The 23,599-nt window shown below is 55.3% G+C and carries 21 protein-coding genes; 12 read left to right on the top strand and 9 right to left on the bottom strand.

What is annotated here, in order from left to right; all coding sequences use genetic code 11:
* Window positions 1-24 precede the first annotated feature (24 nt).
* Together ypdK and MMS95_RS03150 are read right to left on the bottom strand one after the other, a co-directional pair.
* Window positions 25-99 (bottom strand): membrane protein YpdK, encoded by a 75-nt coding sequence (gene ypdK, locus MMS95_RS03155; protein WP_099782600.1) that lies wholly within the window; start codon window positions 97-99, stop codon window positions 25-27.
* A gap of 558 nt (window positions 100-657) precedes the next feature.
* The gene (locus MMS95_RS03150) at window positions 658-1,095 is read right to left on the bottom strand and encodes a hypothetical protein (protein ID WP_004936322.1); all 438 of its coding nucleotides are present in this window, start codon (window positions 1,093-1,095) and stop codon (window positions 658-660) included.
* A gap of 580 nt (window positions 1,096-1,675) precedes the next feature.
* Here MMS95_RS03150 and pgaA point away from each other — a divergent pair.
* From pgaA to pgaD, 4 genes are read left to right on the top strand one after another with little or no spacing between them, the layout of a single operon-like run.
* Window positions 1,676-4,132, top strand: a complete 2,457-nt coding sequence (gene pgaA, locus MMS95_RS03145) for a poly-beta-1,6 N-acetyl-D-glucosamine export porin PgaA (protein ID WP_242141380.1) — start codon at window positions 1,676-1,678, stop codon at window positions 4,130-4,132.
* Between the two features lie 10 nt (window positions 4,133-4,142).
* Window positions 4,143-6,149: a poly-beta-1,6-N-acetyl-D-glucosamine N-deacetylase PgaB gene (pgaB, locus tag MMS95_RS03140; RefSeq protein ID WP_242141379.1), complete on the top strand. Its 2,007-nt coding sequence runs from the start codon at window positions 4,143-4,145 to the stop codon at window positions 6,147-6,149.
* Window positions 6,146-7,480: a poly-beta-1,6-N-acetyl-D-glucosamine synthase gene (gene pgaC / locus MMS95_RS03135; RefSeq protein ID WP_088381824.1), complete on the top strand. Its 1,335-nt coding sequence runs from the start codon at window positions 6,146-6,148 to the stop codon at window positions 7,478-7,480. The genes pgaB and pgaC overlap by 4 nt, the downstream gene beginning before the upstream one ends.
* On the top strand, window positions 7,477-7,917 hold the full coding sequence (gene pgaD / locus MMS95_RS03130; protein ID WP_015378639.1) for a poly-beta-1,6-N-acetyl-D-glucosamine biosynthesis protein PgaD: 441 nt from the start codon (window positions 7,477-7,479) through the stop codon (window positions 7,915-7,917). The genes pgaC and pgaD overlap by 4 nt, the downstream gene beginning before the upstream one ends.
* Here pgaD and MMS95_RS03125 read toward each other — a convergent pair.
* Entirely contained in the window at window positions 7,914-8,369 is a 456-nt protein-coding gene (locus MMS95_RS03125; protein ID WP_015378638.1) for a DUF805 domain-containing protein, read from the bottom strand. The two genes, pgaD and MMS95_RS03125, sit on opposite strands and share 4 nt — an antisense overlap.
* Window positions 8,370-8,654: 285 nt before the next feature.
* On the opposite strand from MMS95_RS03125, the gene mltB reads away from it, so the two are divergent.
* Entirely contained in the window at window positions 8,655-9,743 is a 1,089-nt protein-coding gene (gene mltB, locus MMS95_RS03120) for a lytic murein transglycosylase B (protein ID WP_242141378.1), read from the top strand.
* Between the two features lie 57 nt (window positions 9,744-9,800).
* Here mltB and MMS95_RS03115 read toward each other — a convergent pair whose 3' ends face one another.
* Window positions 9,801-10,952 carry an autotransporter domain-containing protein gene (locus tag MMS95_RS03115; protein WP_015378636.1) on the bottom strand — a complete coding sequence of 384 codons (1,152 nt, stop codon included), beginning with the start codon at window positions 10,950-10,952 and terminating at the stop codon, window positions 9,801-9,803.
* A gap of 397 nt (window positions 10,953-11,349) precedes the next feature.
* Here MMS95_RS03115 and MMS95_RS03110 point away from each other — a divergent pair, with 397 nt between their 5' ends.
* From MMS95_RS03110 to MMS95_RS03100, 3 genes are read left to right on the top strand one after another with little or no spacing between them, the layout of a single operon-like run.
* Entirely contained in the window at window positions 11,350-11,640 is a 291-nt protein-coding gene (locus MMS95_RS03110; protein WP_015378635.1) for a hypothetical protein, read from the top strand.
* A gap of 46 nt (window positions 11,641-11,686) precedes the next feature.
* Complete coding sequence (locus MMS95_RS03105) at window positions 11,687-12,610, top strand: DMT family transporter (RefSeq protein WP_015378634.1); 924 nt, start codon at window positions 11,687-11,689, stop codon at window positions 12,608-12,610.
* A gap of 3 nt (window positions 12,611-12,613) precedes the next feature.
* On the top strand, window positions 12,614-12,916 hold the full coding sequence (locus tag MMS95_RS03100; RefSeq protein ID WP_015378633.1) for a hypothetical protein: 303 nt from the start codon (window positions 12,614-12,616) through the stop codon (window positions 12,914-12,916).
* 11 nt (window positions 12,917-12,927) lie between these two features.
* Here MMS95_RS03100 and dsdC read toward each other — a convergent pair whose 3' ends face one another.
* From dsdC to MMS95_RS03085, 3 genes are all read right to left on the bottom strand, one after another.
* On the bottom strand, window positions 12,928-13,857 hold the full coding sequence (gene dsdC / locus MMS95_RS03095; protein WP_004936301.1) for a DNA-binding transcriptional regulator DsdC: 930 nt from the start codon (window positions 13,855-13,857) through the stop codon (window positions 12,928-12,930).
* A 466-nt stretch (window positions 13,858-14,323) separates the two neighbouring features.
* Complete coding sequence (locus MMS95_RS03090; protein ID WP_242141377.1) at window positions 14,324-14,575, bottom strand: CsbD family protein; 252 nt, start codon at window positions 14,573-14,575, stop codon at window positions 14,324-14,326.
* 134 nt (window positions 14,576-14,709) lie between these two features.
* Window positions 14,710-16,206 (bottom strand): helix-turn-helix transcriptional regulator, encoded by a 1,497-nt coding sequence (locus tag MMS95_RS03085; protein ID WP_156865815.1) that lies wholly within the window; start codon window positions 16,204-16,206, stop codon window positions 14,710-14,712.
* 229 nt (window positions 16,207-16,435) lie between these two features.
* Here MMS95_RS03085 and MMS95_RS03080 point away from each other — a divergent pair, with 229 nt between their 5' ends.
* From MMS95_RS03080 to MMS95_RS03065, 4 genes are all read left to right on the top strand, one after another.
* Complete coding sequence (locus MMS95_RS03080; RefSeq protein ID WP_060559999.1) at window positions 16,436-17,407, top strand: hypothetical protein; 972 nt, start codon at window positions 16,436-16,438, stop codon at window positions 17,405-17,407.
* Between the two features lies 1 nt (window position 17,408).
* The gene (locus tag MMS95_RS03075; protein ID WP_004936288.1) at window positions 17,409-17,630 is read left to right on the top strand and encodes a hypothetical protein; all 222 of its coding nucleotides are present in this window, start codon (window positions 17,409-17,411) and stop codon (window positions 17,628-17,630) included.
* A gap of 703 nt (window positions 17,631-18,333) precedes the next feature.
* The gene (locus tag MMS95_RS03070; protein WP_048324580.1) at window positions 18,334-19,134 is read left to right on the top strand and encodes a helix-turn-helix domain-containing protein; all 801 of its coding nucleotides are present in this window, start codon (window positions 18,334-18,336) and stop codon (window positions 19,132-19,134) included.
* A 20-nt stretch (window positions 19,135-19,154) separates the two neighbouring features.
* Window positions 19,155-20,429, top strand: coding sequence for a lactonase family protein (locus MMS95_RS03065; RefSeq protein WP_242141376.1), 1,275 nt, complete (start codon window positions 19,155-19,157; stop codon window positions 20,427-20,429).
* A 249-nt stretch (window positions 20,430-20,678) separates the two neighbouring features.
* Here the strand turns inward: MMS95_RS03065 and MMS95_RS03060 are convergent, their stop codons facing one another.
* Both MMS95_RS03060 and MMS95_RS03055 read right to left on the bottom strand, forming a co-directional pair.
* The gene (locus MMS95_RS03060; RefSeq protein ID WP_135638429.1) at window positions 20,679-22,352 is read right to left on the bottom strand and encodes a hypothetical protein; all 1,674 of its coding nucleotides are present in this window, start codon (window positions 22,350-22,352) and stop codon (window positions 20,679-20,681) included.
* A 934-nt stretch (window positions 22,353-23,286) separates the two neighbouring features.
* Window positions 23,287-23,499 (bottom strand): hypothetical protein, encoded by a 213-nt coding sequence (locus MMS95_RS03055; protein WP_079450319.1) that lies wholly within the window; start codon window positions 23,497-23,499, stop codon window positions 23,287-23,289.
* Window positions 23,500-23,599 lie beyond the last annotated feature (100 nt).

The following is a 23,599-nucleotide window of genomic DNA, read 5'->3' as shown; positions in this document are numbered from 1 at the left end:
TCTGTGTTCCTGGTGTGGCTGCTGTCAGGCAACCATCAACATGAAGGTGCCAACCCAGGCAACCAGCATGAATGACACGCCCATCAAAAAATATTTCACTGAACAACTCCTGTCTGGAGTCCTCGCCAGCAATGATCCCGATTGTTGTGCTGAGTATTTTATGGGCAACCTGCTTGTCGGGCGGATTCTTCCAAGCGAAAGAACAACGTCCTCGAGCGCGGGTTGTCCGGTTGTCGCGCCTCATGCTCCGTGAGGTAAAATCCGAACCGCGACAGGATCGGCGCTAATGTACTCTCAATACTGGTCTGATTTCAATACTGTGTTTTTGATCACAATTTTAGGCTGTTTTTTGAACAGGTCGCGCTGTTTTATAACGCTTTTTATAAGCAAGCGACAGGAAGTAGCCCGCCGTGTGGCGGGCTTTAAAATCGGGTATTGCAATACGGTGGCAGGCGCTCAGGCGACGGCGTTGATGCCGGTCGCCAAAATGACCCAAAAAACGAGACAAGACAGCAGAATAACGGCCCAAATATGACGGCGACTCCACTCCATTTTTAGCCTTCGTTGTTGCGACAAGTGATTAGGTAGCCATCATATCGGCGCAAAACGGGGGAAATTTAGCCTCCCTGGATAATATTTCGCTTACCTGCCGCTAACTTATTGGCAAACTTCGCTTATCGTCACGCGCACTTCGTAGCCCAGCAGATACAACGCCTGCTCCAGCGCTTCCACTTTTGAAGCGTAGCCGATATCCAGCAACCGCTCCATTTGCCCGCCGTTGAAACCCAGCTTGCGCGCCAGCGCCGCTTTACCGGTGTTTTTGCGCAGCATCGCGTTGTGCAGTTCGATCTTCAGCGCCACCAGCGCCGGCAGATGTACCCTCAAGTCATCGGTTTGCGAAGGAGAAGGGGCGGGCAGGGGCAGCCCTTCATCCATCGCGGCGGCGATGGCGGCCAGCAGGCTTTCCTGCGCTTCCAGCTCGATGTCTTCGCGTTTATAGCAGGCAGATTGCCACTCGGGGAAGTCGTGGAAACCGATCTGCCAGGCGTCGCTGTCGCTATCGAAGGTGTAATGGGCGGGGTAGTGGCTGTACATGGCAATCCCTGATTGAAACCAGAATGAGGCGCTATTGTGACGGCATGCTCGGGAGATAGCCAGCATGAATGTATCCGTGGGGGAATTTAAATTGAATTGAATAATTATTAGCAGGCAAATTTAATGTTCGTGTTAACAATAATCTTGTTATTTTCTCCAACAAGGCAGGTTATTTAATTGGATGTTTGGATTAATATTCCTGTCGACCGGTGATAATGAGAATTAAAATCAAATATCACACCGGTTTTATACAATTTCACACGAAAGAGTGAAATTAAGAATATTGATCATTAATGTGTTTTATCTTATTGATTTATATTGTTTTAATTTTTGTTATTTCACTTATTGATAATTGTGAAATTCCAGTTTCAGGCAGATATCACCTGGCTGCGGTATTCATTGGCAGATTTATAAAATACTCTTTTTAGGCAAAGGCGCATTCGATTCTATTTAAGCGTGCGCCAGACAGAAATATTCATTACTCCATGCTTATTACCCGGCGGCTCTAGCCGACTTTTCGGGTGCCTGCTCGCATTTCTACTTTGCCAGGACAGCAGCTCACGGATTAAAGGAATACCTCGTGCCTAAAGTTAACTCGCGTTCATTACGCTTTACCGAACGCCACGCCACCAAATATGCGGCGTCATTGCTGTTTATCGGTTTATCCCTGCCGGCCACCGCGCTGGCGGATGAACGCTATGACGCGCTGATCCGTCAGGCCAGATCGGGCGATACTGCGCCGGTGCTGGCGTATTTATCGCAGCGGCGCGCTCAGGAGGGGTTGAGCCTGCAGCAGCGAGCCGATTATATCCAGGTGGCCGGGTGGGCCGGCCACGATGAAGAGGTGGTCGCGCTTTGGCGTGCCGACGGCGCCGCGCTGCAGCGGGATAGCGCCAGTCTGGCGACGGCGGCCCGCGCCTATCGCAACCTGAAGCAGTGGCAACCATCGCTGCGCCTGTGGCGTGCGGTGTTGCAGCTCGCTCCCGCCGACGGCGGCCTGCAACGTGGCTATGTGATGACGCTGGCGGATGCCGGGCAGGATGCGCAGGCGCAAACGGAGGCGGCCAAAGCGGAGAAGCTGCTGGAGCCGGCGACGTGGTATCTGACGCGCGCCTATGTGGACCAGGCCGCCGGCCGCAGTTGGGCGGCGCTGGAAAACGTCACTCATGCCCGTGCGCTGGCGCCGTCCGACACCGGTATTCAGGCTTATTACGTGACGCTGCTGGCGGCGAATCGGGTCGCGGATCCGGCGCTGCGTGAAAGCCAGGGGCTGGCATTGCCGCCCGCGCAGCAGCGGCGCCTGCAGGCGGATGAAGCCGCCGAACTGGTGCGGCTGTCGTTTATCGATGCTCGCGGCGAACAAGAACGTTTCGTCATCGCCGATCGCGCGCTGGCGCGCTATGACCAATTGCTGACGCAGTGGCGGCCGCTGCCGGAGGCGCAGGACAGCTACCAACAGGCGCGTGTCGATCGCCTGGGCGCGCTGCTGGCGCGCTATCGAATGGCCGACGTGGTGAGCGAGTATCAAACCTTGCAGGCGGAAGGGCGCACGGTGCCGGATTATGCGCAGCGCTGGGCGGCGTCCGCCTACCTCTATCTGCAGCAGCCGGACAAGGCGCAGGCCATTTTCGGCCGGCTGAACGCCGCCGCGCCGCAGGCGGTGACCGCCGAAGATGAGACCGATCTGTTTTACGCACAGGCGGAGAACGAACGCATCGATCAGGCGGCGCTGCTGGCGCAGCGCGTCAGCCAGCGCTATCCCTACGCGACCCACCTGTACCAGCTGCCGACGCTGGCCTACAACGATGATTGGCTGGTCGGCCAATCGCTGCTGGCGCAGTCGCGGGTTTATCAACGCGATCTGGCCGAGGCCGAACGGCAGCTGACCCATCTGGCGCGAACGGCGCCGGGCAATCAGGGTCTGCGCATCTCCTTGGCCAGCGTTTATTTGGCGCGCGGCTGGCCGCGTCGCGCCGAGGAGGAGTTGAAACAGGTGGAAGGGCTGGAGCCGCGCAGCCTGCCGTTGGAGATCCAGCAGGGCTATGTCGCGCAGGGGTTGCAGGAGTGGCGCCAACTGGATTTGCTGGCCGACGACGTCATCCAGCGCGCGCCGGAAAGCGTCGCCGCTCAGCAGTTTGAACGTTCGCGCCGCATTCACCATATGTCTGAACTGCGCATCAGCGGCAATCAGGGCATCGATTCCGACGGGCCGGTCAGCGGCAGCCACGATTTCGGCATACACGCCGCGCTCTATTCACCGCCGATCGACGACAACTGGCGGCTGTTCACCGGCTGGGGATTCAACACCGGCCAGTTCGACGAGGGCAAGGGCATCAACCGCGATCTCAGCGCCGGTGCCGAGTGGCGCTCGCGCGATCTGTGGCTGGAAGCCGAGGTGGCCAACCGCAACTACGGCCACGGTAATGAGCTCGGCCTGCGCCTCTCATCCTGGTATGACCTGAATGATCAATGGCGCCTAGGCGGTTCGGTGGCGCGCCTGTCGGCCGAGACGCCGCTGCGCGCGTTGACCAACGGCATCAGCGCCAACGGCGGCAACCTGTGGCTGCGTTGGCAGCAGAGCGAAAGCCGCGAGCTGCGCGCCAGCGTGGCGCCTTCGCACTTCTCGGACGGCAACAACCGGCTGGAATACGGCCTGGAAGGGCGGCAACGGCTGCTCGCCGGCGCCCGTTATCGGCTGGACATGAACCTGACGCTGTCCGGCAGCCGCAACAGCCAGGAGAACGTGCCGTATTACAACCCGAAGCGCGACTTCACGCTGCTGCCGTCGTTAACGCTCGATCACACCCTGTATCGCCATTATCAGACCGAGTGGAGCCAGCAGTTCCAGGCCGGCGCCGGCAGCTATTGGCAGCGGGACTATGCGCGCAAGCCGATCACCCAGCTGGGTTACGGCCAGCGCGTCAGCTGGAACGGAGTGCTGGACGCCGGCGTGATGCTGCAGTTTGAGAAGCATCCTTACGACGGCAAACGCGAGCGGAACATCGGCGTGACGTTTGATCTGAATTATCGTTTTTAAAGGAATCATCATGCTTATTCGATCCTCGCTTTTAGTGCTGGCCACGTTGCTGACCACCGCCTGCAGTCAGGCGGACGTACCGCGCTTCACGCCGCCGGCGGAGCGAACCGTGGGGCCAATGGAACGCCCGTGGCCGGCCAACCGCTACGCGGTGCTGGCGTATCACGACGTGGAAGACGGCGCGGCGGACCAGCGCTACATGTCGGTACGCACCAGCGCGCTTAACGAACAGTTCGCCTGGCTGAAGCAAAACGGCTATCAGCCGGTGTCGGTCGAGCAGATCCTGCAGGCGCAGAACGGCGGCCCGGCGTTGCCGAACAAGGCGGTGCTGCTGACTTTCGACGACGGCTACCGCAGCTTCTACAGCCGGGTATTCCCGTTGCTGAAGGCCTACAACTGGCCGGCGGTGCTGGCGCCGGTCGGCGTTTGGCTGGATGCGCCGGCCGACAAGCCGGTCGATTTCGGCGGCCTGATGACGCCGCGCGATCGCTTCCTCACCTGGCAGCAGGTGCGGGAAGTGTCGGACTCCGGGCTGGTGGAGATCGGCGCGCATACCTACGCCTCGCATTATGGCGGCATCGCCAACCCGCAGGGCAATACCGAACCGGCGGTCGCCAATCGGCTGTACGACGCCAAGCAGGGCCGCTATGAAAGCGAGACGGAATACCGCCAACGCATCGAGAAGGACGTGGCGTTGATCACCCGGCGCATCACCGCTGCCACCGGTAAGGCGCCGCGCGTGTGGGTCTGGCCGTACGGTGCGGCCGGCGGCGTGGCGCTGGATATCGCGCGCAAGCACGGTTACCGCATGGCGCTGACGCTGGAGAACGGGCTGGGAGACGTCAACGCGCCTGAGAACGTGCCGCGCATGCTGGTGGCCGGCAATCCGTCGCTGACGAGCTTCGCCCAGCAGCTGACGCAGATACAGAACCGACAGATCATGCGGGTGGCGCACGTCGATCTCGACTACCTCTACGATCCCGATCCGCAGCAGCAGGCCAAAAATCTCGACAAGCTGATCCAGCGCATCTACGACCTGCGCATCAATACCGTTTTCCTGCAGGCGTTCGCCGATCCAAAAGGCGACGGCAACGTGCGCGAGCTCTATTTCCCCAACCGCTGGCTGCCGATGAAGGCCGACCTGTTCAACCGGGTCTCCTGGCAGCTCTCTTCGCGCACCGGCGTGGCCGTGTATGCCTGGATGCCGGTGCTGGCGTTCGAGCTGGGGTCTGACGTGCCGCGCGTGCAGCGCCTCGATCCGCAAAGCGGGCAGCTGTCGGTAGACGACAAGCAGTATCGTCGCCTGTCGCCGTTCAGTCCGGTGGCGCGCCAGCGCATCGGTGAGATCTACGAGGATCTGGCGGCCCACGCCACTTTCAAAGGGATCCTGTTCCACGACGATGCGCTGCTGTCGGACTTCGAAGATGCCGGCCCCGAAGCCGTTGCGGCCTATCGCCAGGCCGGTTTCGCCGATTCGGTGGCGGCGATTCGTCAGGATCCGCAGGCGATGGCGCGCTGGACGCGCTTCAAGAGCCGGGCGCTGATCGACTTTACCCAGTCGCTGGCCGAACGGGTGCGGGCGATCCGCGGTCCGCAGGTGCAAACCGCGCGCAATATTTATGCGATGCCGGTACTCGATCCCGCCAGTGAAGCCTGGTTCGGCCAGAATTTAGCGGATTTCCTGCAGGCCTACGACTGGGTAGCGCCGATGGCGATGCCGCTGATGGAAAACGTGCCGCGCGCCGACAGCGGCCGCTGGCTGGATCAACTGGTGGGCAAAGTGGCCGCTTACCCCGGCGCGCTCGATAAAACGGTGTTTGAGTTGCAGGCTGTCGACTGGCGCAAGGAGCGCCGAATCAGCCTGGATGACGGTCAACTGCTGGCCGAATGGATGCGTCGCCTGCAGCGCAATGGCGCTCAGAGCTTTGGTTATTACCCCGACAACTTCCTCGACGATCGGCCTAAGCTGGACGCCGTTCGCCCGGTGTTGTCCTCAGCCTGGTTCCCACTGCCATGACAGATCGTTTAATTGCCTTATTTATCCTGTGTCTGGTGTTGAGCGTGCCTTTCGGCATTGTCCTGCTGTTTACCGGCGAAATGCTGCTTAACTTCGTGTTCTTCTGGCCGTTGTTCATGTCCGGCATCTGGATCGCCGGCGGCATCTATTTCTGGCTGCATCGCGAGCGGCATTGGCGCTGGAGCCCGGACATGCCCGCGCCGGCGCTGCCGGGCAACCCGTCGATCAGCGTGCTGATCCCCTGTTTCAACGAAGGGTTGAACGCGCGTGAAACCATTTCGGCGGCGATGGCGCAGCGCTATGACAATATCGAAGTGATCGCCATCAACGACGGCTCCAGCGATGACACCGCCGAGGTGTTGGACCAGTTGACGCTGGAGTTCCCCCGGCTGCGAGTGATCCATCTGGCGCAAAATCAGGGCAAGGCGATTGCACTGCAGGCGGGCGCAGCGGCGGCGCGCAGCGAGTATCTGGTGTGCATCGACGGCGATGCGCTGCTGGATCGCGATGCGGCAGCCTATTTGGTGGCGCCGCTGTTGGCCAATCCGCATGTCGGCGCGGTGACCGGCAGTCCGCGCATCCGCACGCGCTCCACGCTGATCGGCCGCATCCAGGTCGGTGAGTTTTCGTCGATCATCGGCCTTATCAAGCGCACGCAGCGCGTTTATGGCCGCCTGTTCACCATCTCCGGCGTGGTCGCGGCGTTTCGTAAGCAAGCGCTTACCGATGTCGGTTACTGGAGTCAGGACATGATCACCGAAGACATCGACATCAGCTGGAAGCTGCAGCTGAAGCACTGGGCTATCTTCTTCGAACCGCGAGCGCTGTGCTGGATCCTGATGCCGGAGACCTTGCGCGGGCTATGGAAGCAGCGCCTGCGCTGGGCGCAGGGCGGCGCCGAGGTGTTTTTAAAGAATCTGCGCAACCTGTGGGCCTGGGAGCACCGGCATATGTGGCTGCTGTTCGCCGAGTATTGCCTCTCCACGCTGTGGGCGTTCACTTACCTGGTCAGCGTGCTGATTTTTCTGGTTGGACTGGCGATACCGCTGCCGGAGGGCATCCGCATTCACTCGCTGCTGACGCCGGCGTTTACCGGCCTGGTGCTGGGCGTGGTGTGCTTGCTGCAGTTCACCGTCAGTCTGCTGCTGGAGAAGCGCTATGAGAAGGGCTTTGGCCGCTCGTTGTTCTGGATCATCTGGTATCCGCTGGTGTATTGGCTGCTCAGCTTGCTGACCACGCTGGTGGCGTTTTCCAAAGTGATGTTGAAAGCTCGGCGCGGGCGTGCGCGCTGGATAAGCCCCGACCGGGGCATTGGGAGGATCAAAGAATGACGGACGTCCTGATTTATTCCGAGCGCGGCCTGCTGCCGCGCGTGGTAGACAGCCTGCTGACGCTTTTCGCCTGGTGCGGCTTTCTTTATCTGTTCAGCCGCGGCCTGATGTCGGTGATGGATCAGCACGGGGTGGGCTCCGCCCTGTCGCTGCTGGAAGTGATCTCGCTGTATATCATTGTGGCGTTGTTCAATGCCGTCACTCTGATCGCCTGGGCCAAATACAACCAGTATTTCTCCCGTCGCAGGGCGGCCGACCGCTGGCGGAAACAGCAACAGAACACCCACATCGGCTATATCACGCCGGAGCTGACCCGGCAGTTGCGGCGTTTGCCGATCGCCGTAGTGTCCCACAACAGCGGCGGCGGTATCAGCCAGGTTAGCGGCAGGCTGACGGCGGCCGAACCGGCAGCGAACAAGGTGGTGCAGCTGCGTTAATCGTCAGCGTTGCCGTCCGGCTTGCGGCGCAGCCCGTCGGGCGGCAACAGCAGGGCGCAGATCATCCCCGCCAGACTGAACAGCGGCAGCCAGCGCGCCACCGGGCCGGGAGAGTAATTGTTCAGCACCGAACACACATAGCACGCCACGGCCAGCGCCCATCCGGGCAGGCCGATATCGTTGAGCCGAAACGCGGTTTTGGCCATAAACCACGCCACCAGGCCAAAACAGAACAGCGCCCACACCATGATGCACAGCAGATACAGCAGCACCGAGACGAATTCCTCGGTATCGCCGTGCGCATGGGCGCGAAAATGGTTTTTATCCAGATAGGTCGACAGAAACGACAGTAGCACGATGCCAACGGCGAAGATCGCCAGCGAAAAAACAAAGGGTTTGCGCGAGATGCGCCCACGATAAAGGTCTTTGGCGAGTTGTCCGAGAGAGTCCATCACAATCCGTTGTCATAATCATTGACCGCCCGGCGGTGGCCGGATGGCAAGCAGCCGGGCATTTTATCGGGGTAAATGCGGGCGTCAAGGTGATAATTTTTCTCATTTAGTTGCGGTTGAGATTCCACGCGGCCGCATCGGGCGTCCCTTCACCGTGCAAAACGTCACAATTTGGCACGTTTGGCTACCTGGCGCGGTAATTGGCGGCATAATCCTGTTTGTTCGCGTTGAACAATGCATTAACATAACTCCCACTTATCTCTTGCATGGCTATATGGATATCCGATGCGTCACCTGGTTGCGCTTTTACCGCTGATTACCTTGCTTGCTGCCTGTAGCAGCACGCCGAAACCCAGTACCACCGCTACGCCGCAGAGCCCCCCGGTAAAGGGCGGCTTTTTGCTGAGCCCGGCGCACAGCGGCGCGCCGCTGGGGGGGGATTTCGCCAATAACCCGAATACCGCGCGCTTTATCGATAAGATGGTGCAGGAACACGGCTTTGATCGGCAGCAGCTGCACGACGTGCTGGCGCAGGCACGGCGTTTGGATTCGGTGCTGCGGCTGATGGACAGGCAGGCGCCGACGCCGTCTACCCAGGGGCCAACCGGGCCGAATGGCTCCTGGCTGCGCTACCGCAACAAGTTCATCACCCCGGATAACGTGCAAAACGGCGTGGTGTTCTGGAATCAATATCAGGATGCGCTGCAGCGTGCCTGGCAGGTGTACGGCGTGCCGCCGGAGATCATCGTGGGGATTATCGGCGTGGAGACCCGCTGGGGCCGCGTAATGGGTAAAACCCGCATTATCGACGCGCTGGCGACGTTGGCCTTCAACTACCCGCGCCGCGCCGATTACTTCGCCGGTGAGCTGGAAACCTTCCTGCTGATGTCGCGCACCGAAGGCGACGATCCGCTCGAACTGCGCGGCTCCTTTGCCGGCGCGATGGGCTATGGGCAGTTCATGCCTTCTTCCTTCAAAAGCTATGCGGTCGACTTCAACGGCGATGGGCATATCAACCTGTGGGATCCGGTCGATGCCATCGGCAGCGTGGCCAATTACTTCAAGGCGCACGGCTGGTCCAAAGGCGAACCGGTCGCCATTCAGGCCAACGGCCAGGCACCGGGGCTGGAAAACGGCTTCAAGACGCGCTACTCGGTTGCCGCGCTGGCGGAAGCCGGCCTAAGCCCGCAGGGCTCGCTCGGCGATAATCAGGAAGCCAGCCTGCTGCGGCTGGACATCGGCACCGGCTACCAGTATTGGTATGGCCTGCCGAACTTCTACGTCATCACCCGCTATAACCACAGCACCCATTACGCCATGGCGGTATGGCAGCTGGGCGAGGCGGTCGGGCGCTCGGCGCGCGGCGGCTTCTGACGCTGCGTCAATAAACGAAAAAGGCCGCTTGCGCGGCCTTTTTTGCGTTCTGAGCAATCAGAAATCGTAGCGCAGGCGCACCACGGTCATATCGCCGAGGTTGTCGGTGCTCGATGTCAGCACGTGCTCCACGTCAACGCGGAAACCGTAGTCAAACTGCACGGTAACCCCGAGGCCGTTGTCGATGCGCTGGTAGTTGCGGCCGGTGATGTATTCCAGGCGGTCGCCCATGAAGTACGGCATCACCGATTTCACCGCGTACTGGCCAACCGGCACGGTATAACCGGCCAGGTATTCGATACCCCATGCGTCGCCGGCGAAGTAATTATTGATGTCGGCTTTCTTGGTGGTCAGGAAGTCGTTGTAGTAACCGCCGCCGAAGGTGAGGGTCCAGTTGTCCGGTTTCCAACTGATGGCGGTACCGAAAATGTTCTGGTCATAGCTCTTGCTGCCGCTGGTGGACGGATTACGCATTTCGGCGCGGGTGTAGTTCCAGGCGGTGCCCCAGGTCAGGTCCGGCGTAATGTGGTAATCCACGCCCAGTGAGCCGCCGCCTTTGCGCTTGTAGCGCAGGCCGTTGCCCGGCAGATAGTCGCTGTCGCTGAACAGGTACGAAGCGTAAACGTCCGCATCGCCGAAGCGGTTCTTGTACTTCAGCATTTTGCGTGAGCGGTAAGAGCCGTCGTAGTCACCGTTGATGCCGTTGCCCGGTGCCTGGGCCAGCATGTCGTAGTCCCAGATATCGGTTTTGGCGCCCACCACGTCATAATAAACGCTGTTCTGTTGACCGAAGGTCATCTGGCCCCAGGTGTTGCTTTTCAGGCCGGTGTACAGCATGCGGCGGCTGGTGTTTCTCGCGCCGTCGGCATAGTGGTGATCCCAGTCGAACAGCGCCGGAATGTTCACGCCCAGCTCGTAGTAGCTGATCCAGCTGATATCGTCGAACAGGTAGTAGTCCGCCGCGAAGCGGAAGCGGGTGCCGCCGTCGAAGCCGTTACGCTTGTAGGAGCCCTTGTCACCGTCGCCCGTCATGTTGTTGAACTGCGGACGGATACTGCCGCCAACGGTGAAGTTCAGGCGGCTGAGCGGATCGCCAGCCTGCGGATCCTGCTTCAGCAGGGTGATTTCCGCCTGAGCGGCGAACGACGCGCTGCCGATCGCCAGACCCAGCGCCACCGCTTGAGTCAATACGCGCAATTTCATTGCCATGTGTTATCCCTGTTTTATGTATGACCGCCCCCATCAGCGCCGCCATGCCGATGTTTTGCGCAGAACGCTGCGTTTTCACGCATTTTGACGGTTTTTTTGGTGTTTTAGCGGCGGGCGGCATTTGTAACATAAACGGTAAAATAAATAATTACTTTTCTTGCTAATTATTGGCCGGTTTTTGACCATTTCGTGCGGTGAAAAGGGCCGCTTTTCATGCCTTTCGATTCGGATGAATTCATCTAACGCCAAGGTTTATATTTTTCATTTGTCAGTCATCGGCGTCAGCCTGTAATTTTATCCGTGCAAGAGATAATTAATTAAAGCCTGTCACCGCCGTATTAACGTTAGCCGCTTTCTGCGTAATCGGTCGGCAGGAATAAGCGATTGGGAGGTCGCCATGAGGAATCTGTTAATGTTGTTGGTGGGGCTGTTTTCATTACCGGCGATGGCGGCGGAATCGCACGTTTGTCATTCTCAAGCTTATGATTATGCAGAGGTTAGTAAGCTCAGATTGTCTGACGACACCCTGTTTTCCTGCCGCGGCGTGGGGCGCCTGACGATCCCGGAACTGGCGCGCAAAGGATGGAAGGTGATTCATTTGGCGCAGCAAACTGAATATACCGACTCTGTCGACAGCGACGGCGAGGTTATTAAACTTTATCAGGAAATCGTGGTGTATAAAGAATAACGCGACGGCAGCCTGTTATTATTTCAACGGCGACGAGAACCCTATTATGAATGCAAGAATCGGTATTGACGGCAGGGCTGCCGCCGCCATGGTGATGCTTTGCGCTATCTGGGGAATGCAGCAGGTGGCGATCAAGGCTGCCGAGGCGGATGTGTCGGCGGTGCTGCAAATTGCCATTCGTTCGGGGCTCGCCGCGCTGGGGGTATACCTGTTGGCGCGTTGCCGCGGCGAGTGTTTCACCTGGGATCGCGCCACGCTGAGCGCCGGTCTGAGCGTGGGAGCATTGTTCGCGCTGGAGTTCTTTTTTGTCTCCGAAGGGCTGCGCTATACCAGCGCCTCGCATATGGCGGTGTTTTTGTACACCGCGCCGCTGTTTTCTGCCCTTGGCCTGCATTTCCTGAATCGTCAGGAGCGTCTGTCGCCGGTGCAGTGGCTGGGCATGCTCATCGCCTTTGGCGGTGTGGTGCTGGCCATATCGGGCATGGCCGAGGGCAGCGGCGGGACCGATCGGCTGAAAGGCGATTTCTATGGCCTGCTGGCGGGGATCGCCTGGGGCGGTTCTACCCTGGTGATCCGTACCACGCGCCTGGCGGAGTGCCCGGCCAAACAGACGCTGCTGTTCCAGTTGACGGGCGCCTGTGTGCTGCTGTCGCTGCTGGCGCTGGCGACGGACAATTTGCACGTCGTCCTGAGCCCCGTGGCGTGGAGCAGCCTGTTGTTCCAAACGGTGATCGTGTCGTTTTTCAGCTACCTGATCTGGTTTTCATTGTTGCGCCGTTATCAGGCTTCCTCGCTGGGCATTCTCACCTTTATGACGCCGGTATTCGGCATCCTGGCGGGGGCCGTCATTCTCGGCGAACCGTTGCAAATTGAATTTGTATTGGGTGCTGTGTTGATCGTACTGGGGTTAGTCGTAGTGAGTTGTTCATATCTTATTTATGTTGACCGAAGGGTGGCACCAAAAATATAAATTATGGATGTTGATGTACAGAACTACCAAATAAGCTGCGAAAGCCAATTCATTATTCAGCTGCAAATATCCCGCTATGCCTGGGGCGTGCCGCTGATTACGCTCAGCGATAACGGTGATTTTACCGTGATAAGAAGCCGAGGTTGGTCGAGGTTGGCTAATGGGATGCAATTGGAGGTTTATTATTTTGCCAATAATTCTCTGCTGACCTGGGATAAAAACCGCAAAAATATCTCTTATTCAAAGGCCGGCCGGCTCTACGCCTGCGCGCTGCATTTTTCTTATTCCCCCAAAGTATGGCGATAATCCTCTGGCCATCAGACCAGAGGGGAGATTTTCATGATCCACTGCTTAAATGCGAGGATCTTCGGCCACTGCCGTTCGGAGATGGTCGAGGTAAAATAGCAGTGCTCGCAGGGCACGGTCATGTCGGTGAACGGAATGATAAGTTCGCCGCTTTTGATCCAGTCCTGCACCAGATTGAGCCGCCCCATGGCGACGCCAAGGTGCCGCGTCGCGGCCAGCACGGCAAGATCGGAACGGTCGAACTCCATGCTTTTACTGTCGGTATCCAGCCCCAGCGCAAAGTGTTGCGACCAGGTTTGCCACTCATCTTCGCCGGAGTTGTAGCGATCGTGCAGCAGCGTGCAGTGGGCCAGGTTTTCCGGCGCATCGTACAGGTTATGCGTGGCGGCGTACTGCGGCGTGCAGATCGGCACCATTGATTCCTGCATAAAGGCTTCGTCCAGATGCCGCCCCGAGGGCAGTTTGCCGAAGTACATCGCCAGATCCACGCCGCGGTTGGCCAGGTTGATGATTTCCTGCCCGGTCAGAATATTGAGGTGAATGGTGGGGTGCTGGGCGATAAAGTCGCCGATGCGCGGCAGCAGCAGACATTGCACCAGGGACGGGTGCGAGTAGAGGGTCAAGGTCCCCGTCAACTCGCGATTTTTGATGTCCAGGATTTCCTGATTCAAGGTGTTGAAGGAGCTGTCCAGCGCCCATTGCATGCGCTCGCCCTCCGGCGTCAGCGTAATTCTGCGATGAAAGCGTTGGAATAGCAGAAACCCCAATTCCTTTTCGAGCAAATTAATGCGGTGGCTCACGGCACTGGGGGTGATCGACAATTCTTGTGCCGCCAGCGCAAAAGATAAATGACGTGCGACGCATTCGAAAGTATGCAGCCGGGAAAATTGATAGCTGGTCAGCGGGGTCGCCCGCTGCGAATGTTTTTTACTGGGGAACATGCTATTTCTCCATGCGCATAATACGGCAATATTAACATTTAATGGCGCGGAGGATAAACCCAGGCTGATTGATATATTCAGTTTTTACACTGAGAAATATCGTTATGTTGAAGGGAAATTAACTGGCTTGCATAACAACCGGAAATAACAGGCGGTGGGCGCGTTGAGTGAGAGGGTGATGATAATCTGCAATAGGGCGAATATAATAAAAAGATGTGCCGTATAAGCAGCGAGTAAAGACGGTGTGCGGCAGCCTGAACGATAAAGGCTCATGTTCCCTGCGGGATATAGCGGTTTCGCCGCAACAATTCGTCGCATGGCGACACAGAATACGCGTTAATCCCAGCGGCAAACGAGCGGAGGCATCAATCGATAATACTGCGTCCCTCAGGCCGATAGAACCGCGGCCGGTGGTTACCCACCGGGCGCGGCATTCAGGGAAAAGCGGTTTGTTTGTCGGCGCGTATCAACGGCGGCGCAGCAGCAGGCCGGTCAACAGGCCTGCGCCGGCAATGAGGGCCAATGCGGCGGGGGGGTTTTTCTTCATCATGTTGCCGGCGCAGCTCAGGGCATCGCCGTATTTTTCTTGCAGCACGCCCGCTGCCTGGCGCGCGGCGCCTTCGGCCTGCAAACGTTCGTTGCCGGTGACGTCGCCCGCGATTTCCTGCGCCTTGCCCGCCACTTTTTCCATCATGCCATTGGCTTTTTCGCTGTTCATTGTGATGCGCTCCTAAGGTTCGATCCGTTTGGCTTCCGCACAGGACGGAAGCCTGCATTTGCACCGCCATGTTATGCACTTCACTTTTGGCCTATAAGGGGCGTTTGCATCGGTTTGGGTAGTGCATTTGCAGGCTACTTGCCATTCCTGAAGGCCAGCCCACCGGTAAACAGCCCGCGTTCTCTGGACCAGACGATGGCTTCGCTGCGGCTATGCACGCCGAGTTTGGAATAGACCGTCGCGACATGGTTGCGGATGGTGTTGAGCGCCAGATTGAGACGCGCCGCGATTTTCTTGTCCGGCAGCCCCTCGCAGATCAATTCCAGCACATCGCGCTCGCGTGGCGTGAGGTCGCTGGCGGTAAATCCAGCCTGGTCGGGCCGGTTGATGCTTTTCACGTTGGCCAGTTTTTCGATCAGGGTTTGGCTGAACCAGGAGGCGTCCTGCATCACTTCTTCGATGGCGCTTACCAGCTCCAGCTCCGAGCGTTTGCGTTCGGTAATGTCCATGAGCACCAGCAGATAACAGGGCGCATTGTGGATGCTGACGGCATCCGCCGAGGCCACACAGTCAATCGACTCGCTCCCTTTCTTGCGCACCCGGATGTCCAGCCCTTCGACGTTGCCGCTTTTTTCCAGGGCGGCAAACAAACGGCGGTTCGCCTCCGGATCGTCAATAAACGGGATCTCTCCGACCGTCTTGCCGATCAAGTCTTCGGCGTCGTACTCGGTGGTGCGGGTGAAGGCTTCGTTGACATCCAGCACGCGCCGCTCGTGCGCGGTACATAACAACGTCGGCACCGGGCTCAGGCGAAACGCCTTGGCAAACCGTTCTTCACTTTCTCGCAGCGCCGATTCCGCCTGGCGCCGGGGTTCGAGATCGGTAAACGTGAACAGCATGCAGTCGTCTTCATTGATATCCAAGGGTTGGCCGGCAACCACCACCAGCTTGCTTCCGCCGCCGGGCAGCTTCAGCTCGGCCTCCATCTGCGGAATGGTAGCGCCTTCCCCCAGGCGCTGAACGGCCAGTTCTTTGTGCTCCGCCTGTTCCAAAACGTCGAGTTCATAAACCGAACGCCCCATGACCTGTTCACGTTGGTAACCGGTCATATCAAGGAACCCCTGGTTGACCTTGACGTAACGCAGGTCGCTTAGCCGACAAATGACTGCCGGCGCCGGATTAGCGTTGAAGGTTTTTTCAAAGCGCTGTTCGGCGCTGGCCCACTCCGTCGCGTCGCTCAGGATCAGCGCCAGCAGCTCCGGTTGCCCCTGCGCATCGGTGATAATCAGGCTCCGCAGGCGGTGCACCCAGAAGCTGTCCGGATCGTCGACCTGCCGAACCTCCACCACCACATCGGTGAAGGTTTCGCCTTCGGCAACCCGGTTCAGCGGGTACTGTTCCAAAACCAGCGGATGATTGTTGCGATAGCGCAGGGCAAAACGCGCCGCGTACTCGCCGGCATTGGCCCCCAGAGCTTTCTGATGACTCACGCCATGCATGGTCAACGCGGCCTCGTTGGCCCATAGCAAGGTTTGATCGGTATCCGTCAGGATCACGCCGTCGGACAAGCCGGAGATGATTTGCTGCAGGTGGCCGCTGTGGGTTTCGCTGGCCAAAACGGATTGGCTCATGTGTTCTCCGCTAGACAGAAGGGGGGGCGGCCTCTTAAGGGGGCCGCGGGTTACGCTATTCGCTGAGCAGCTTAGTGCATAACGTGCGTATTCGCAGGGTGTGAATGCACCAGGCATTCTGATGCAAATGAACCGGGACGGCCGACGACGCCGCGCGGCAGACTGAATTTGTCTGCGCGGTTACCCGCCGTGCGTGCAATCACTTGTCCAGAAAATATAAGGAACAACGATGACCACTGTCTATGAATCAAATCGCTTAGCGTTTCAGGTGTCATGGGGCTCGATATTGGCCGGGAGTGCCGTGGCGCTGGTGACTTATCTGACCTTCAGCGTGCTGGGCACGGCTATTGGTGCCCAGGCCGTGGATATGATGCAAAAGGGCAACCCGCTGAGCGGCTTTGGCACCGGCACCGGGATCTGGCTGCTGGTTTCAACGTTGGCATCGCTGGCCGCAGGCGCGTTCGTCGCCGGCCGCTCCGCACCGAATCGCGGCGGCTTGCATGGCTTGCTGAGCTGGGCGATCACCACCTTGTTGACCACCTGGCTGATGGTTTCATTGGCGAGCGGCGTAGTGGGGCTGGCGGGAAGCGCGGTGGGTAAAGGGCTTTCGCTGGCAGGCAGCGGCCTGGCGGCGGCAGCGCCAAACGTAGGCGAAGGCCTCAAGCAACAGCTGGATAAAAAGGGCATCAGCCTTGACTGGGGAAGCCTGGAAAATCAGTTGAACGCCACCCTTAAGCAGACCGGTAAGCCGGAGCTGGATCCTGCTCGGTTGGAGCAGAAAGCCAATCGGGCGGCCGCCGACGGCAAACAGTCGGCCGTGGATGCCGCGGCCGATCCGACGCAGACCGCCACCGAGCTTAAGCAGTGGTTCGAGCGCGTCAAGCAGTCCGGTGAGCCGGCGTTGAGCGCCGCCGATAAGGACGCGCTGGTGAGTATCGTTGCGGCACGCACCGGCAAGAGCCGCGATGAAGCGAGCCAAATCGTCGATAACTACGCCCAGGCTTACCAGCAGGCGGTGCAGAAGGTGGAAAAACTCAAGGCCGAGGCCGAGCAGAAAGCGCGTGAAGCGGCCGATGAAGCGGCCAAACAGCTGTCTCGCGCCGCGTGGGGTTCACTGTTGGTGCTGCTGTTGGGCGCTGCGTTGAGCGCCGGCGTGGGGCGGATTGCCGAATCAACCCGCCGCACTGTCGCGGTAAGTTGAGATGAAAAAAAACCTGTCGTGCATCTCGCTGAATTATCGAAAAGTAGCGGGGGCCTCTGCTCCCGTGCTCGTCATCGATTTCTGCAACGAGAACAACGAGCGTTATACCTTGCGCTACAACCTGCCGCCGGATACCCCGGAACGCACCGAGCGGCGGGTATCTTTGCTGCTGTACCTGTTGCGCAAGCACAGGTCCGCAGAGATCGACAACCTGGCTGATTAATCAGGCCGTTAATGAAAAGCCCAGCCTCGCGTGCTGGGCTTTTTGTTTGCGGCCGCAGGCCGTTCTGACAACAAGGCGCGGGCGAGTCGGCTCGGCATTTTACCGGGGGAGAGATGGGCGATTCATGGGAGTTGGCAGGGTTCCCAATGGGTGTGGTTTGTAAAACAGGGCATCGAGCAAGGTTTGTTAAAATATCCGTTTTCTCTGCGCAGGAACGATAAAAAAGAAACGCGCTATTGCGACGCGAGATTATTGAGACCGATGTTCAGCCTTGAGCTTATCCCTCCCGTCTTCTTTTACTGTCGGTCATACTTTATATCTCTTTCGCAGTACGTTTTATCGGCGGGCCAAGCATATAAAATGCGTTTTCATTTGTGATGATGAAATTCCTATTCGGCCATGCAATCTGGCTGTAAAAAAACACTTTAAGGTAAAACAATTAGCAAAAAGTGTGATTCTGCCTGGTGTGTCAAGTGCATCTTTGATGAGTGCACTTTACGCGAGTTGATTTTGTTTTATGGGTTTCTTGCGGAGAGATTTATATAACATGATCATTTTCAGTTATTTATGCGATAGTTTTTCCTATGCCGAAAAAAATGAATTGACAGGCTGGTTTTTTTTAGGATTAATCTTAATGACTTGGTTTGGTTGGTTAACGATTTTAATAAAAAGGACGCGAATCTTATAAAAGCAAGGAGCACATATGGATTACAGAAAAGATATTCTTTTGCAGGTGTTGGAGTATATGGAAAAGAATATTGTCGAGGGGCTGACAGTTGAAAAGGTTTCCATTATATCAGGTTACTCTAAATGGCATTTGCAACGGCTGTTTAAGCATTATTTTGGTATAACGCTAGGGACTTATATAAGGAATAGAAAACTGAGTCGCTCTGCTATTCTGCTTAAACAGCACCAAGGGAACATATTGGATGTCGCCCTGGCATCCGGGTTTGCCTCTCAGCAATGTTACACGCGGGCATTCAAACGTTTCTTTGGCGAAACGCCCAACAGCTTTAGAAACAGCCGCGGATGGGATTTTTCCACGCAGATCCCGCCGTATGGCAACGATAAGAAACCCTACTTCTACCACACGGTCATGCCGGATGACATTGAGATGTTAAAGCATTACAAATCACTGATTTTTCATTCTATAAGAAAATTCAGAGATGCCGGCGACATTGCACAGACCAATGAGAAATGGTTAAGCAAGCAGCGGGGGGCATGTAATGTGGAAAAGAACAGGAGTAATAAATGGCATTCCAACAGCAAGGGGCAAGAGGTTTTTCATTCCATCTTTAACTTCTATATCCCTATGGGTAAATATATTGTCATCCCCTTTACGGGGGAGTTTTCAGAATATATTGACTTTTTCGATGTAATGTATGACGCTTATCTGCCTGCCATCAATGTCAAAATGCGGGAGAGTTTTTTTATAGAGTTATATAGGCAAGAGGATCTAAATGGCAAGGTTGTCAATGTCGATATACTTATTCCTGTGACATAGTGATGAGGCAAGAAGACATCATGAATAGAGAAAAAACTCTCGACTCGATTAATAAGCGCCATCCAGCTCGCTTTATGCTACCTTCTATATTGTCTGAACTTGGTCGAACAATCGTTGCCGGCTCAGGCCGGCAAGCCATTCAATTAACTGCGGTGTTAATTTCTCTCATGTTTTCAGGAAATGCGATGGCCAATAATCGGGAACATCAGCAAATAGCGTTAGTCGGTACCTGGACCCATATTCCGAATGCGCCTGCGGTGCAGAAACCGGCAAGACCCAGTGAAGGGCTCTATCGCCTGGCGGTTAATGGCGACGGCACGTTAACGCTGCTCGACGTGGTTAAAATGAACAGCCCATCGTGGATCGTAAAATCTCGCGATGGCCGTTTCGCCTATGCCACCAATGAGGAGAACGCGGGAACGGTGACCGCCTTGGCAATAGACGAAGCTGGCAGCGTGCGGGTGCTGAATACGGTGAGCAGTGCGGGCCAGCAGCCGACGCATGCCACCCTCAGTCCGGATGGCAAGTTTCTGTTTGTCGCCAACTACTCCGTCGCCAAAGGCGGCGCGGGGATGACGGTATTGCCAATTGGCAGTGACGGCAAACTGGGTGAACAGGTGCAGCATTATCCGTTTATATCAGGTTCTGGCGCCGTGCAGGGGCGTCAGGAAGGGGGCCATGCGCACTCAACCACCTTCAGCCGCGATGGTAAATATCTGTATGCGGCGGATCTCGGCGGGGACAAGCTGCACGCCTATCGCTATCGCTCGGATAGCGCACAGCCGCTGCAGGCGGACGCATCGCGCGATGTCAGCTTTGCGCCAGGCGCCGGCCCAAGGCACATGGTGTTCTCGCCGAAAGGCGAGTATGCCTATGTCATCACCGAAATGGCGGGTGAAATCGAGGTGTTTACCGTCAGCGACCATCGATTGACGCAACAAGGGAAAGTGAAACTGAACGGCGGGCAGGATTCAGCGGAGGCGAAAAGCGGCGGAGCCATTATCCTCAGCCCGAGCGGCAGATATCTTATTGCCACCAATCGCGGTGCCGATAACCATTTGCTGATATTAAAAATTGGTGGGGATGGGCTGCCAGGGGAGACGAGGCGCTATGAGGCCGGCGGCATTGAACCGCGTGCGCTCGCTTTCGATGCCACCGGCAAGCATCTTTATGTCACGAATGTGTTCACCAATACCGTTACGCTGTTCGATTTCGATGATGAGACGGGCGAGTTGAAGGCCAGAGGCGAGGCGGCGACGATTGCTACGCCGACGGATATTAAGTTTTTTAATTAACGCCCATCATAACGCGCGGGGGAAATCGGATCTGAGGCGTGGAGAAGGGGGATTGCGGGTGCCGATGATGGGGAATGGCTTGATAATAAATAATGGTGTCCCCGACTGGAATCGAATTTAATATCAATTGATTGTTTTTATTTGGTATTTTTACGATTTTTTTATGTACCCGTATTTGTACCCACCACGTGATTTTTGACTATCAAGAAATTACGTGGTGGGTATCTGTAGCAAGGCTCGATGAAGACATCACACCTTTATGTGATTAAAAAGCACTCCTACGGGGCTATTTCTATAAGCATCCATTCGCATTTTTTGCTCTTTCCATTCTGATTTGATGTCTTTGATATTGGGGAATCCATATAGCCCTAATCCAGTAGAGAGTACCCCTAATGATGGATCTCCTTTGTAGGCAGCAGCGAGGCCAATTGAACCAGAAACAACCATAAGCCCAATGTCAATACCAAGAATTTTAAGTTTATCTTTTTTCGCTTTTTTAATAAACAATTGGTGTCTTTTAAATGCATTGTCAATGTTATCTATAACCCTATTTGTTGTTTCAATATAACCATTTTCATTATTTGCTATCAACTCATTAATTCCGCTTGATAACAAATCTCTTACTTCATTCATCATATCCCTTCTTCTTAGTTCAATAACTGTTTTTACAGGGACATTTCCAAGCCAAGAGATTTGACTTTGGTTGTCAATAGATAATGCATGCGAAACATGTAAGCTTTGTATTAAACCGGGATCTTTTTCTTTTGTTTTTGAATCATATTCAAGTAACCAATTGTAATATATCCATGAAGTCTCTGCGTTGATGAATGGTACCCCTCCTAATGTAAGGGCATTTTCTTTTGCAGCGTACGCTTGAGGAAACCTTCCAGATAGATTATATAAAACTTGTAACCCTACTGGTGTGTTATCATCGGATATTTTAACATCATGTTCTTTTTTTAATAGGTGAATTAGCTGTTCTTTTGCGCTCCTACCCCACTCGGTAGCAAACATTAGTAGGCTTGGCTTAACCAATGCATCTAATACAGCGTCGGCTGTGGTTAAAGTGCTGAAATACTCTTCTAACTCTTCCATGCCTCCAAGTCTAACACCAAACATATTATCAATATGCTTTAATAAATATGGAGTTGTTGTATCGAATAAGTCCCGTTTTTTATCTAGGGAAATATCTGTGACATGTGGGAGTATCATTGCTATTGGTGTTTCTATTTCCTCTAAAATTACATCTCTGTAAGTCATGCAAGTTAGAATATGCTTCATGAGTAGAGCGGAAAAGGCCTCTTTGCTCATATGATCTTTTAATGGGAATATTCTAAGTATTGGACAAGGTAATACAATGGTGTCAATATAAAGCCCACCAATTGAAACCGCATTCTCTGAGTATGCAGGGAATAAGTCACCGGCAAATGTAGCTTTTAGTTGTTTCCCATCCTGTAAATGAAAAACACCTATGTCAGCAGCAGTGTCCCAAAATTCCTTTATAAGTGTATATAGCTCATTAGCGTTGTTTGTTATATCATTAACGAATTCACTTTGCGTGGATAAAAATTGTGAAACGTGATGAGGGGATTTATCTGCACGAACCATCATCTCATATATTTCACCGAAATCATTAAATAGAATTCGAAAGTAAGCCTCTTGGAGTTGATGGATTGAGAATTTTTCTTTTAATTGTTTACGTTCTTCAAATCCATGTAGCCCAGCTCCCATCGCCCTCAGTCGACCATCAACAGTATTTGGATCTACCAACCCATCGTCTCTTAGTCTTATAGAGTCAAAACTTTTTCTGAAACCTTCCCATAGATGAGCCGCTATTTTTAACTCACCAGACTCTAATTTTTCTTTTATAAGGTAAATGCGCTCTGTAAGCAATTTAACATAGTTTTCATCATCATTTTTCACGATATTTCTTTCCTCGTTGTTCGTGGTCGTGAGGTGTCGCTTCGTTATGCCATTTGAGATGTCTAAGAGCCCCTTCAGTGAAAAATAGTAGCATCAAATAAACTCATGGAACATCTTTGCTCCGCACTTCAATTATGACTTCGCGCGCAATGCTATCCCCGCCACGCCTGCCCGTTTCGCAGGACGCTTTTAATGCACCTACATGACCTCACCGAGGCCACGCCAGCACTGGTGCTCGAAGAGATTAAAATTGTGCAAACTGGCATGAAAAACCATGCATATGCATGCACAGAAAATTATCGGTATTTAATCTGTTTTAGGCGAGCGTTACTACCGATAAATCGCCGGATTTATTGGGGCGGTTTCGAGCATTGTGGAAGGAGATTTTGGCCGACAAAAATCGGCCGGAGTGCCGCGGAGATGTTACTCCAGACGCATAGATAAACGTGGGTTTTTTTTAGGCTGCTGAGGGGCTTGCTCCCGAAAGGCTCCATGTTGTGGCATATACAGGTCTCTGGTCTAAACACTTCAAAACTCTCATAGGATATGAAGGTGTACAAACGGTGAATTATCCCAGGTTGAAATGCGGTGAATGTGGCGGAACGAACTTACGCTGAGGTGAGGTCAGGGTGATCCAGATCCCCAGTGACACCGGCAAGTATGGTGTGTTTGATTACGCGGCTTTGTTGGCGGCACGCCTGGCTCAGGCTGTCACTACAAGCCACGGCATTGGAGCTGCATCGGCAGTTTAGATTACAGCTTTTTCAGTTGGATAGTTTACGTCCACACCTAGCGAAACCGCGCCCTGCGCGGCTTTTGCGTTTTTCGTCATTGTGCTGCGGGAGGTAATTTTAAAGGCGCTATCTCACGTAAAATAAAAAAATCCATTTAATCATATCGTTGTGATTTCGCGGGGGAGGTTAACTTGAGAGGTTTACTGAAAAATACTGAAATTCTTTTCAATCTTTTCAGTTTGGGATTGCTCACAAAGCCTCAGGCGTGGCACGGCCCGGCGGGGTGTTTTGTAGAAAATCAGAACTGAAAAAATTTCCTGATCCAAATTGCGCAGGCGGGTGCGGTGTAGTGCCATTTCCGCCAGATCGGCATTACATGAATGAACTTGAACCACTTGACGTCGCGTAATCATTTGCTATCATAAAAAGGCTCTTTACGCGTGGGATATATTATTTGTTATCCTAGTCGGGCGATTAGCCAGACTCTAACTTATTGCGAATAATTGGGTTGCG

The organism is Serratia sp. PGPR-27, assembly GCF_022678525.1.
GTDB classification, from domain to species: Bacteria; Pseudomonadota; Gammaproteobacteria; order Enterobacterales; family Enterobacteriaceae; genus Serratia; species Serratia nematodiphila.
The sequence above is the reverse complement of the archived record's forward strand: the minus strand, read 5'-3'. Positions and strand labels throughout refer to the sequence as shown.

Excerpts from the sequence above, each read along its gene's own strand:
- MMS95_RS03150 (WP_004936322.1), bottom strand. The coding sequence starts at position 1,095 with ATGTACAGCCACTACCCCGCCCATTACACCTTCGATAGCGACAGCGAC.
- pgaB (WP_242141379.1), top strand. The coding sequence starts at position 4,143 with ATGCTTATTCGATCCTCGCTTTTAGTGCTGGCCACGTTGCTGACCACC.
- pgaC (WP_088381824.1), top strand. The coding sequence starts at position 6,146 with ATGACAGATCGTTTAATTGCCTTATTTATCCTGTGTCTGGTGTTGAGC.
- pgaD (WP_015378639.1), top strand. The coding sequence starts at position 7,477 with ATGACGGACGTCCTGATTTATTCCGAGCGCGGCCTGCTGCCGCGCGTG.
- MMS95_RS03125 (WP_015378638.1), bottom strand. The coding sequence starts at position 8,369 with ATGGACTCTCTCGGACAACTCGCCAAAGACCTTTATCGTGGGCGCATC.
- mltB (WP_242141378.1), top strand. The coding sequence starts at position 8,655 with ATGCGTCACCTGGTTGCGCTTTTACCGCTGATTACCTTGCTTGCTGCC.
- MMS95_RS03115 (WP_015378636.1), bottom strand. The coding sequence starts at position 10,952 with ATGGCAATGAAATTGCGCGTATTGACTCAAGCGGTGGCGCTGGGTCTG.
- MMS95_RS03110 (WP_015378635.1), top strand. The coding sequence starts at position 11,350 with ATGAGGAATCTGTTAATGTTGTTGGTGGGGCTGTTTTCATTACCGGCG.
- MMS95_RS03105 (WP_015378634.1), top strand. The coding sequence starts at position 11,687 with ATGAATGCAAGAATCGGTATTGACGGCAGGGCTGCCGCCGCCATGGTG.
- MMS95_RS03100 (WP_015378633.1), top strand. The coding sequence starts at position 12,614 with ATGGATGTTGATGTACAGAACTACCAAATAAGCTGCGAAAGCCAATTC.
- dsdC (WP_004936301.1), bottom strand. The coding sequence starts at position 13,857 with ATGTTCCCCAGTAAAAAACATTCGCAGCGGGCGACCCCGCTGACCAGC.
- MMS95_RS03090 (WP_242141377.1), bottom strand. The coding sequence starts at position 14,575 with ATGAACAGCGAAAAAGCCAATGGCATGATGGAAAAAGTGGCGGGCAAG.
- MMS95_RS03085 (WP_156865815.1), bottom strand. The coding sequence starts at position 16,206 with ATGAGCCAATCCGTTTTGGCCAGCGAAACCCACAGCGGCCACCTGCAG.
- MMS95_RS03080 (WP_060559999.1), top strand. The coding sequence starts at position 16,436 with ATGACCACTGTCTATGAATCAAATCGCTTAGCGTTTCAGGTGTCATGG.
- MMS95_RS03075 (WP_004936288.1), top strand. The coding sequence starts at position 17,409 with ATGAAAAAAAACCTGTCGTGCATCTCGCTGAATTATCGAAAAGTAGCG.
- MMS95_RS03070 (WP_048324580.1), top strand. The coding sequence starts at position 18,334 with ATGGATTACAGAAAAGATATTCTTTTGCAGGTGTTGGAGTATATGGAA.
- MMS95_RS03065 (WP_242141376.1), top strand. The coding sequence starts at position 19,155 with ATGAATAGAGAAAAAACTCTCGACTCGATTAATAAGCGCCATCCAGCT.
- MMS95_RS03055 (WP_079450319.1), bottom strand. The coding sequence starts at position 23,499 with ATGATTACGCGACGTCAAGTGGTTCAAGTTCATTCATGTAATGCCGAT.